We start from the raw sequence: 8,659 nt of genomic DNA, 5'->3' as shown, positions 1-8,659 counted from the left end.
CCCCGCGCACGGTGAAAAGCCGTGCGCGGGGCGCTTTTTTCCGTGACCCCATACAGACCGGTGCGCTATCGGTAGAACAACTTGGGGGAGATTCCAAAGATGGGGGCCGGGAAGGGGGGGAAATCGAAACCGCAGCGTAGGCCGCAGCGGCTTTGCCGCGAGGAGGGAACCATCGAGGGGCCCGCCGGAGGCTTGACAAGAAATCAGATACAAAAAGGGGTTGCATGGAAGGTGCATCAGCCTGGCATATGTCGGGCCGATGTGGGCAGAAGGTGAATTGCCCCGAAGGGGCAAGAGAGGCCGCCCTGGGGCGTCGGCCCCTACGCTAGGGGGACGCCCGTCCCAACGCATAACGGCGTAGGGGCGACCCTTGTGGTCGCCCGCGGGCGGCCATAAAGGCCGCCCCTACAACATATTTTCGGTCCCCTGAAACGCGCAGGATGTAGGGGCGTGGCTTGTCCCCGCCCGCAGGCCGGGCGGCCGTAGGGCTCAGCGGTTTATCTCCCTTTTGTCCGTGCGCCCTAAAATATAATCCACTGAGACATTATAGTAATCTGCCAAAGCGAGTAAATGCCTTGTTGGGGGCAAGGCATCTGTAATTTCCAAACGCTGATAGTTTCTCCCCTGCACTCCAATCATTTCAGCCACTTGGTTTTGGGTCAGGCCGGCTTCTTTCCTTAATTCCTTTAACCGTTCTTTTGTCATAATACCCCTCTTTTCTATTGACACGATGACAATCATCGCATATAATAACGATGATCACCATCGTATTAAGGAGGTTTTTTCATGGACGATATCTTCGAGGAGCTCTACTATCAGTTTGTCTATCTCCCGAAAAAGGACGCCTGTCCCGAGCGCACCGCCCGTTGGGAACCCTTCTTCCACGGCGCTCCCCTGGACCTGGTCGACGCCAAGGACGGACTGGTCTACAACGCCTCCCTCACGGGCTTTCAGGAAGGGTTTCGTCTGGGGCTCCGTCTGGGACTGGCCCTCCCTCCTCCTGAAGATCTGCAACTGTGAGGGCCATCAGCTCCTCCTTGCCGGGCTTCTCCAGGGCGGCCACCCGGTCGGACTGGCGGGCCACCGCCCGCTCAAATACGTTGCGCACGTCCCGGGCGTTTCCGAAGTTCTCATCCCGCTCCTCATAGAGTGTTTTGAAATACGATTCGGCATATTCCGTCGCTTTATCATCCAACGTATACCCATTTTTCGCACACATGGACTGAAAAATCGCCAGAAGCTGGGCCCCGTTGTAGTCCTCGAAGTAAAAATACTTGTTGAAGCGGCTCTCCAGGCCGGGGTTGGCGTGGAGAAAGCGGCCCATCAGCTCGGTGTAGCCCGCCGCAATGACGATCAGATCGTCCCGGTGGTCCTCCATCCCCTTGAGCAGGGTCTCGATGGCCTCCCGCCCGAAGTCGTTGGGGGCGTCCTGGTTGGCCAGGGCATAGGCCTCGTCGATGAACAGCACGCCGCCCAGGGCCTTCTCGATGACCTCGCCGGTCTTGAGCGCGGTCTGGCCCACGAAGCCGGCCACCAGCCCGGAGCGGTCCACTTCCACAAGCTGCCCCTTGGACAGCACGCCGATGGCCCGGTAGATTTTGGCCAGCAGGCGGGCCACAGTCGTCTTTCCGGTGCCCGGATTGCCCAGAAAGACCAGGTGGAGACTCATGGGAGGTACGGGCAGGCCGTGCTCCTGGCGCAGCCTGCGCACCTTCACCAGATTGATGAGGCTCTTTACGTCGGCCTTCACCTTATCCAGACCGCACAGGCCGTCCAGCTCGGCCATCAGCTCCTCCAGGCTGGGGGCGGGCTCCGCCTCCTCCCCGGCCGCCGCAGCCGCCTGTCCCGCTCCCGCCGGAGCGGCGGCCGCGGCGGGGGCGTCCGCCTTGGGAGGCGCAGGCCGCCGGGTGACGAAGTCCTTCACGTCCAGGGGCGCCTTCTCCCCCTTGAGGCCGTCCCGGTCGCAGAGGGCGGAGAGGGTGTCGGCACAGGTGTTGACGAAGCCTGCCTCCTCCTCACTCACCACGTCGTCCACAGCAGCAAAGAGCAGGAGCATCAGGGTGACCAGGTCGATAAAACGGCGGGCCAGGTGGGTGCCGGACACCTTGTCGCAGGCCCGCATCCGGGCGAAGAAGTCGGGCACCCGGAAGCCGGGGTACTCGCTGACGGCGGTGGACAGCTCCCAGAACAGAATGGAGGGGGCCGGATTGCCCTTGGTATAGATGGCATTATAGTACTCCACGTGGCGGGGGGTGAGGGAGGCGCCGTCCCGCTGCCACACGCCCAGGGCGCAGGCCCGGAGAAAGACATCCGCCTCCTGGGTGAACTTCACCCGCAGGGTGGCGTCTGCGATCTGCCGCCGGAAGGCGGTCACCCCTTCACTGTACTGCTTGTGCACCTCGGCGGCGCTGAGAGAACCTTTCACGCTGCAACACCTCGTTTTTCGGTTAGTGTTATTATATCCGAATCAGACCGCCCGCGCAAGGAGGCAGTTCAGTTGACATAAATATTAAAAAACCTTTACATTTTTCCCCACGCCGTTGACGGATGGCCGTCCGCCGTTGTAAAATAACTCTAAGAATGTCGACTGGAGGGATTTCCGATGGCATCCAAGCGGACCCGCGCCAATAAGCCCGAAATGATCCACTGCCCTTACTGTGGGGAGGACTACTCCTCTACCTATAAGCACTGCCCCTTTTGTGACGAGGTCGAGCCCGCGGAGGACGACTACCAAACCGACGAATACGACGAGGCCCCCCGCTCCAGTGGCGGCAAGCGCCTGGTGACCAACACCCGGGGCGGCGGCTACGGCGGGGGCACTTCACCGCTGAAGATCATCGGCACGGTGGTCTCCCTGGCCCTGATCGTGGCGGCGGTCATCATCGTCTTCACCATCATCCGGCCCCTGGTGGCCAAGGGCGACGTGGACGGCCCGGCGGACAACACCACGCCGGTGGAAAGCGTGACCCCCACCCCGGACGCCAGCCCGTCGGAGACCGAGCCCGCCGGTGAGAGCACGCCTCCAGTGGCGGAGACCCCCGGCGACACCATCCCCGAGGGGCAGACGGCCACCGGCTTCACTCTGAGCAAGAGTGAGTTTACCCTCAGCGACAAGTGGCCCAATCCCATCACCCTGACGGTCACCTTTATCCCCGACGGCTCCGCCGGGAAGATCACCTGGAGCAGCAGCGACCCTGAGGTGGTATCGGTGGACGAGAACGGCAAGGTGAGCCACGGCAGCAAGCAGGGCAGCGCCACCATCACCGCCACCATGGCCGGCGGCGTCACCCAGACCTGTCTGGTTCACAACTCCGTCACCTCCGGCGCATCCTCCTCCAGCGGGAGCGGCTCCGGCGCCTCCGGCGCCCTGTCCCTCAACCGGACGGACTTCACCCTGGAGGCCGGACAGGCCTTCCAGGTGAAGGTGAGCGGCACCTCCTCCACCCCTACCTGGAGCATCGGCAACACCGCCGTGGCCACCGTCTCCGGCGATGGCACTGTCAAGCACGTGGGCAAGGGCCAAACCACCCTCACCTGCACCGTGGACGGCAAGACCCTAACCTGTATCGTGCGCTGCAACTGAACCTGAATAGCGGCATGGCTCTGGTGCCATGCCGCTCAGCCTGTCGAAACAGTCGTTTCGACAGGCTGCTGGACTTTTTGAACCCTTTAAACGGTTCAAAAAGTCGTTTGATCCAACGCGAAAGGGAACCCTGACGGTTCATCTCCGCGCCAAACGCCGCCGCAGAGCGGCGGTTGCGCTCCGAATCGCCCCGCGGGGCAGCCTTTCACACTATCCCTCCCTCCGAAACCTCTGGCTGAAGGGTTTATCAGCAGTCTTGAGCGGCATGGCACCAGGGCCATGCCGCTTTCTTATATCTCCTATCTCCGGCCCCGGCGGGCCGCATCCAGTCCAAAAAGGGGATATGACCTTCGCGGTCATATCCCCTTTTTGACTCACACCTCCATGATGACAGGCAGGATCATGGGGTTGCGCTTGGTTTTCTTGTAGAGGAAACCGGAGATGGCGTTCTTGATCTCCGACTTGATGGAGGCCCAATCGTTCATGGTGTCCATCCGGCACTCCTCCAGGGCCTTGACGGCCACCTTCCGCAGCTCCTCCATAAGCCCCTCGGACTCCTTCACATACACGAAGCCGCGGGTGATGATGTCGGGGCCGGAGACCACGCTGCCGTCCTCCCCGGACATAGAGACCACCACGACGATCATGCCGTCCTCGGCCAGGTGCTTGCGGTCGCGGAGCACCACGCTGCCCACGTCGCCCACGCCGTAGCCGTCCACAAACACACGCCCGGCGGGCACGGTGCCGTTGATCTTGGCGGAGTTGGGGGTCAGCTCGATGACCTTGCCGATGTCGCTGATGAGGATGTTCTTGGGGGGCATGCCCATCTGCTGGGCCAGCTTGGCGTGGGTCTTGAGGTGCCGCTGCTCGCCGTGGACGGGAATGAAGAATTTGGGCTTCACCAGGGCGTGGATGATCTTCAGCTCCTCCTGGCAGGCGTGGCCCGACACGTGGAGGGCGCCCAGCCGCTCGTTGACCACCTCGGCGTCCTTGCGGTAGAGCTCGTTGATGACGCTGCCGATGGCGTTCTCGTTGCCGGGGATGGCGGAGGCGGAGAGGATCACCCGGTCGCCGGCCTGGATCTCCACCTGGCGGTGGGTGTTGAAGGCCATGCGGGTCAGGGCGGACATGGTCTCGCCCTGGCTGCCGGTGGTGATGATGCAGATCTTGTGCTTGGGCAGGCTCTTGATGTGGGCCAGATCCACCAGCACGCCGTCGGGAATGTTCATATATCCCAGCTCGGTGGACACCTTCATGGCGTTCTCCATGGAGCGGCCGGTGACCGCCACCTTGCGGCCGTACCGGGCCGCCACGTCGATGATCTGCTGGATGCGGTCCACATTGGAGGCGAAGGTGGTGACGATGATGCGCTGCTGGCAGCCGCGGAACAGGGCGTCAAAGGAGTCGCCCACGCTGCGCTCACTCTTGGTAAAGCCGGGGCGCTCCACGTTGGTGGAGTCGGCCAGCAGGGCCAGCACGCCCTCCTTGCCCAGTTGCCCCAGGCGGCCCAGATCCATCATGCCGCCCTGGATGGGGGTGGGGTCGATCTTGAAGTCGCCGGTGTGCACCACCGTACCCACCCCGCACTTGATGGCAAAGCACACCGCGTCGGCGATGGAGTGGTTGGCGTGGATGAACTCCACGGAGAACTTGCCCGCCTTGACCACCTCGCCCGCCTCGCAGGTGATGAGCTTGGTCTTGTTCAGCAGGCGGTGCTCCTCCAGCTTCAGCTTCACCAGCCCCGCGGTCATGCGGGTGGCGTAGATGGGCACGTTGATATCCCGCAGCAGATAGGGAATGGAGCCGATGTGATCCTCGTGTCCGTGGGTGAGGAAGATGCCCCGGATGCGGTCCTTGTTCTTGATGAGATAGGAGAAGTCGGGGATCACCACGTCGATGCCGTACATGTCGTCGTCGGGAAAGCCCATGCCCACGTCGATCACGATGATGTCCCCGCCGTACTCGTAGACGGTCATGTTCTTGCCGATCTCATTGAGTCCGCCCAGGGAGATGATTTTCAGTTTTTCAGCCATAGTAAGTCTTGGAACACTCCTTTTATTCTGAATCCATACAAATGGTATGTAAGGACCAGCGGAGCAGGGGCGCACGAAACCAAGGCGGTCCCGGTCCCCCGCCCGTTCCGGCCCTGCCTCGCCGGAAAGAGGGGGCGGCCGCTCCGCCGCCTGGCGCTCTTCTATGCCCGCTGTGTCCTGCTTATTCAAGCGCAAAATGCGCATAAAGCCATGATAGGTTATTTTAGTATACCATACCTTTGCGGAAAAGTATACCTCTATTTTTCCGGCAGGCCCCGGTCGGCCTCCTCCGCCCGGCGGGCACAGAAGGCGCACAGCTCCTCGGCCAGCTCGGCGCTGCGGGCCTCTCCCACGATCCGCAGAACGGCGCTGCGGGCCAGAGGCACCAGAGTGACCCACCCCTCGCCCTGGCGGACCCGCAGGCCGCCCCCAGCCGGCTGTGCCCCAGGCAGGGTGCGCAGCAGCACAGAGAGCACCTCCCCCTGCCCGCTTCGAAGGGAAACCTCCCGGCGGCGGAGGACGAAGCGGGGAATCTTTCCCGCCAGGCCATGGAGCCGCTCACCGGTCATGCCCAGGTGGGCGCAGATGCGGCAGGCGGCAAAGAGGGCGTCCCGCAGCCAGGGCAGCTCTCCGTACCGCGCCTCCGCCTCCGGCCCGTCCCGACCCAGCCGGAGGGCGCCGCCGTGGTAGCCGGCGGCCAGGGTGTCGATGGCCGCCGGGGCGGCGTCGGGCACCGCTACCCGCCCCGCCCCATCCTCATATTCGATGAGGGCCACGATGGTAAGCAGCTGCTCCGGCGGGAGGGGTTCTCCCTCCTCATCCTCGGCCAGCAGCCGGAAGCCGCCCCGCCCAGTGCGGAAGGCGGGCACGCCGGGGGATGCCTCCCTCCGGACGGTGCAGCCCAGGCGCTCCAGGGCTTCCGCCAGGGCTCCGTCCGCCGGTTCCCTGCCGGGCACCGCCACCTCCAGGCGCCGGAGCGGAGCCTGGGTCACCTGGGACCGCTTGGCCGCATCGGCGGCATAGGCCGGGCGGACGCCGGTGACGGACTCCCACTGGCCCACCCGCCCGGCGGGCATCCGCCGCAGCTCACTGCGCAGCAGGGCCCCCTCCAGCCGGCGCTCCCGCGCCCGGCCCAGGGGCATGCCCCGGCGGTCAAAGAAGTAGAGCCGGGCCCGCTCCCCCTCCTGCTGGACAAAAAGGGACACCGGCAGGCCCCAGCTCTCCGCCAGCCACGCGGCGGCGGAGGGACAGGGCGCGTCGTGGGAGAGCACCCGGCCTCCTGCGGCGGCCGCGCCGCTCCCGGCGGCCTGGGCCAGCATCCGCGCCCCCGCGCCGCCCGCCCAGCCCAGGCCCACGGTGCCCTCCCGGCCCAGCAGGCCGCCCAGGACGAGCAGGGCCTCGGCGGTCAGCTCGGCCCCGATGGCCCCCTCCAGGGTGCCGCCGCCCCCGAAGGCCAGGGGCGGCTTCAGGCCGCCCGCGGTGAGGGAGGCGGTGAGTCTCGCCCCGGCGGGTACCCGGCGGCCGGGCCACACCGCCACCCGCTCCAACAGGATCGCGTCCTCCCCGGCCTCGGCCCGGTCGGCCAGGAGGGCCCCTTCATTGAGCACCGCCCCTGCCCGGGCCGCCGCGCCAGGGCAGAGCACCGCGCCGTACAGGGTGGTGCGCTCCTCCGCCGCCGCGCCCAGCAAGGCGGAGCGCTGGACCAGAGCCCGGCGGCCCACCGTGGAGCCCCCCTCCAGCACCGTGTGGGGCCCCAGCAGAGAGCCCTCCCCCACCTGGACGCCGGGACCGATATAGCAGGGGGGCACCACCTGCACCGAGGGCGGCAGGGGGCTGGCGCTCCACACACCGGGGGCGGTGCGGGGGGCGTCCCACCGCAGCCGCAGCTTGCCCGACAAAGCGTCGGCCAGCGCGTCCAGATAGGCTTCGCCGCCGGTGAGCTCCCGCCACTGCCCCTCCGGGACTACCCCGTACAGGGCCTCCCCCCGGTCCAGCAGGGCGGAGAGGCGCCCGGCCAGCGTCCCCTCCCCGGCCGCCCCGGCCCGGGCCGCCACCGTGAGGATGCAGACGCCGGTTTCCACCTGACTGGTCAGCAGACGGCCCGCCGGGGCGTCCAGCAGCCGCTCCACCCGCCCCTCCCCGTCGGAGAACACCAGCGCCCGGCCTGCCGCCGGAGGGCGGTGGGCCAGCGCCAGGGTGGCGGCGGAGCGGTGCACCTGATGGAAGGCCAGCAGGGCGCTGAGATCCAGGTCGCCCAGCCCGCCGCCGGGGAGCACCAGGGCGTCCTCCTCCCCCAGAAACCCGGCGCAGGCCGCCAGCAGCTCCAGCTCCCCCGCCCCCCGGCAGGGCAGCCACGTGAAGCGCACCCCCAGCTCCTCCCCGTCCCCCATCGCATCCTCCACCATGCGGGACAGGCGTGGGAGGGCCACACCGATCTCCCGCACGCCGTGGCGGCGGAGCAGCCCGGCCTGGTGGGCCAGCAGGGGCTTGTCGAACAGGGACAGCAGGGGCAGGGGGCGCTCCAGCGTCAGGGGGGCGAACCCCTCCTCCCCTTCCCCGCACAGAATGATCGCTTTCAAGGTGGGAAACCATCCTTTCACACACAGTTTCCCGTATTATTGCCGGAACCGCCCCCGTATGATACAATATTGTGACCAGAGAGCAAAGGAGAACGGCCATGAACATTCAGATTTTTGGAAAAAGCAAGTGTTTTGACACCAAAAAGGCGGAGCGCTGGTTCAAGGAACGGCGCATCCGGTTCCAGTCCATCGACCTGGGGAAGTACGGCATCAGCCCGGGGGAGCTGAAAAGCGTGCTGAACGCCGTGGGGCTGGAGGTCCTCGTCGACCCCAAGCACCCCGATGCCGCCCTGCTGGCCTATCTGGCCTACGACGCCGACAAGGTGGAAAAGCTGCTGGACAACCCCAGGCTGCTGAAAACCCCCATTGTCCGCAATGGCAGGCAGGCCACCGTGGGCTACTGCCCCGAGGTGTGGCAAGGCTGGGCATAAGCAAACGTGCCGGGGCGCAGGCCGCCCCGGCAC

Annotated in this window: 7 protein-coding genes; 3 read left to right on the top strand and 4 right to left on the bottom strand. The window is 65.7% G+C overall.

Features of this window, described 5'->3' with window-relative positions; translation table 11 throughout:
- Positions 1–489: 489 nt before the first annotated feature.
- Positions 490–705 carry a helix-turn-helix domain-containing protein gene (locus HMPREF0372_RS11240; RefSeq protein WP_024723501.1) on the bottom strand — a complete coding sequence of 72 codons (216 nt, stop codon included), beginning with the start codon at positions 703–705 and terminating at the stop codon, positions 490–492.
- Between the two features lie 81 nt (positions 706–786).
- Here HMPREF0372_RS11240 and HMPREF0372_RS11235 point away from each other — a divergent pair, with 81 nt between their 5' ends.
- Positions 787–1,020: a hypothetical protein gene (locus HMPREF0372_RS11235; protein ID WP_009259501.1), complete on the top strand. Its 234-nt coding sequence runs from the start codon at positions 787–789 to the stop codon at positions 1,018–1,020.
- Here the strand turns inward: HMPREF0372_RS11235 and HMPREF0372_RS11230 are convergent.
- Positions 941–2,425: an AAA family ATPase gene (locus HMPREF0372_RS11230; protein ID WP_007492389.1), complete on the bottom strand. Its 1,485-nt coding sequence runs from the start codon at positions 2,423–2,425 to the stop codon at positions 941–943. The genes HMPREF0372_RS11235 and HMPREF0372_RS11230 overlap by 80 nt on opposite strands.
- 177 nt (positions 2,426–2,602) lie before the next feature.
- On the opposite strand from HMPREF0372_RS11230, the gene HMPREF0372_RS21065 reads away from it, so the two are divergent.
- Entirely contained in the window at positions 2,603–3,583 is a 981-nt protein-coding gene (locus HMPREF0372_RS21065) for an Ig-like domain-containing protein (RefSeq protein WP_007492387.1), read from the top strand.
- Between the two features lie 374 nt (positions 3,584–3,957).
- On the opposite strand, the gene HMPREF0372_RS11220 is transcribed toward HMPREF0372_RS21065, so the two are convergent.
- A complete protein-coding gene (locus HMPREF0372_RS11220; RefSeq protein ID WP_039997298.1) occupies positions 3,958–5,616 on the bottom strand; it encodes a ribonuclease J in 1,659 nt (552 codons plus the stop codon).
- Between the two features lie 257 nt (positions 5,617–5,873).
- The gene (locus HMPREF0372_RS11215; RefSeq protein ID WP_007492382.1) at positions 5,874–8,195 is read right to left on the bottom strand and encodes a sugar phosphate nucleotidyltransferase; all 2,322 of its coding nucleotides are present in this window, start codon (positions 8,193–8,195) and stop codon (positions 5,874–5,876) included.
- Positions 8,196–8,293: 98 nt separating this feature from the next.
- Here HMPREF0372_RS11215 and HMPREF0372_RS11210 point away from each other — a divergent pair, with 98 nt between their 5' ends.
- Positions 8,294–8,626: an arsenate reductase family protein gene (locus tag HMPREF0372_RS11210; RefSeq protein ID WP_007492381.1), complete on the top strand. Its 333-nt coding sequence runs from the start codon at positions 8,294–8,296 to the stop codon at positions 8,624–8,626.
- Positions 8,627–8,659 lie beyond the last annotated feature (33 nt).

The organism is Flavonifractor plautii ATCC 29863 (assembly GCF_000239295.1).
Classification (GTDB): Bacteria; Bacillota; Clostridia; order Oscillospirales; family Oscillospiraceae; genus Flavonifractor; species Flavonifractor plautii.
The sequence above is the reverse complement of the archived record's forward strand: the minus strand, read 5'-3'. Positions and strand labels throughout refer to the sequence as shown.